General features: G+C 75.1%; 2 protein-coding genes. Both read right to left on the bottom strand.

Annotated features, from left to right (window positions below; genetic code table 11):
* Positions 1-174: 174 nt before the first annotated feature.
* Positions 175-816, bottom strand: a complete 642-nt coding sequence (locus QYM41_RS17525) for a LutC/YkgG family protein (RefSeq protein ID WP_368801051.1) — start codon at positions 814-816, stop codon at positions 175-177.
* The coding region (locus tag QYM41_RS17520; RefSeq protein ID WP_368801050.1) for a lactate utilization protein LutB domain-containing protein at positions 813-1,407 on the bottom strand (595 nt) is incomplete at its 5' end. The genes QYM41_RS17525 and QYM41_RS17520, both read right to left, overlap by 4 nt.

The raw sequence follows: 1,407 nt of genomic DNA, 5'->3' as shown, positions 1-1,407 counted from the left end.
GCACGGATCGCGATCTCACCACGATTGGCCACCAGGATCTTGGAGAACATCAACACCCGTTCCGCACCCGGCCGGTCGCACGGACCCCGGGCGCTGCTTCTTCTCTGTCGGACAACGTCAACTGTAGGGATCAGGAGGCCGTGGCGGGGGAACCCCGCGCGGCAGCGGGTCGGCTCAACCGAGCAGGATCACGTCCAGGGTGCGCGGACCGTGCACGCCCTCCACGCGCTCGAGCTCGATGTCCGAGGTCGCGGACGGCCCGGAGATCATCGTGACCGGGGCCGTGGGCTCCACCAGGGCGAGGGCCTCGGGGATCAGCTCGACCACCGACTCCAGGCGCACCACGCAGATGTGGTGGTCGGGGACCAGGCTGATCGCCCGGCGGCCCTCGTCGGGACGGCCGGTCAGGAAGATCGTGCCGGTCTCGGCGCAGGAGACGGTGGAGGAGGTCACCACGGCGTCCACGGCGTTGAGCTCCCGCGTCCCCAGCGCGGACGCGGCCCGCCCGTCGCCGGGGTCCGCCAGTGCCCGGCGGGCGGCGGTGTCCTCCGGCAGCCAGGACGGGTCCAGGCCGGCGGGGACCACGTAGCGTGCGGAGACGCCCAGCAGGTCCGCGATCCGGCCCGGCAGGGTCTCGGCGGTCTCGCGGTGGACGGCGGCCCGGTAGTCCACGAGCCGGTCCTCGAGCATCTCGACGACCTCCGCGTGCGGGCGGTCCGAGGAGCGTCGGTAGCCGCGCCGCGCGGGCGGGGGCGCGGGGGTGTCGTGGAGGGCGCCGCGGATGCGGGCCAGGATCTCGGTCTTGGCGTCGGTCATCGCTCTCCTCCGTCGTGCTGCGTGTCGTCCCGGGCCCCGTCCTGCGGTGCTCCGGCGGCGCCCTCGTGCGGCGCGCCGTGGGATGCCCCGGAGGGGGCGCCTCCGGAGGTCCCGCCGGGCGTCCCGGCGGAGACCCCGCCCGTGGTCCCGTGGGTGGTCCCGCCCGTGGTCCCGCCCGTGGCGCCGGCGGCGGGTCCGCCGTCGGCGGCCACCCGCTGCTCGGTCTCGCCGGCGTGCTGGGCCCACCAGTTGCGGAAGGACTCCTTCGGCGGGGCCGGGATGTCCCGCTCGTCGGTCCAGCCGCCGGCCGTGCCGGGCAGCCAGGAGATCGCACGGTCCCTGCCCGCGACGGCCCGGCCCAGCGGCAGGGCCTTCTCGGCGAGCGCCATGCGCCGGCCGGAGGACATCACGAAGGAGGCGCCCTTCATCATGAGGTCCATCTCGGACGGGGCCTGCGGCAGGCGCCGGGTCCGGGCCGGTGCCGCGGCGGCGCCGTCGTCGGAGCGTTCGCCGTGCCGGGTGCGCACGTCTTCGTCGCGCAGGTGCACGAGGATCTCGGGGATGTTGATCTTCACCGGGCACACGTCGTAG

The sequence above is a fragment of the Kocuria oxytropis genome (genome assembly GCF_040981195.1).
GTDB classification, from domain to species: Bacteria; Actinomycetota; Actinomycetes; order Actinomycetales; family Micrococcaceae; genus Kocuria; species Kocuria oxytropis.
Note: the sequence above shows the minus strand (reverse complement) of the source record. Positions and strands in the feature narration are given on the sequence as shown.

Bases quoted from the DNA above. Each gene is read 5' to 3' on its own strand.
- QYM41_RS17525 (WP_368801051.1), bottom strand. From the start codon at position 816: ATGACCGACGCCAAGACCGAGATCCTGGCCCGCATCCGCGGCGCCCTC.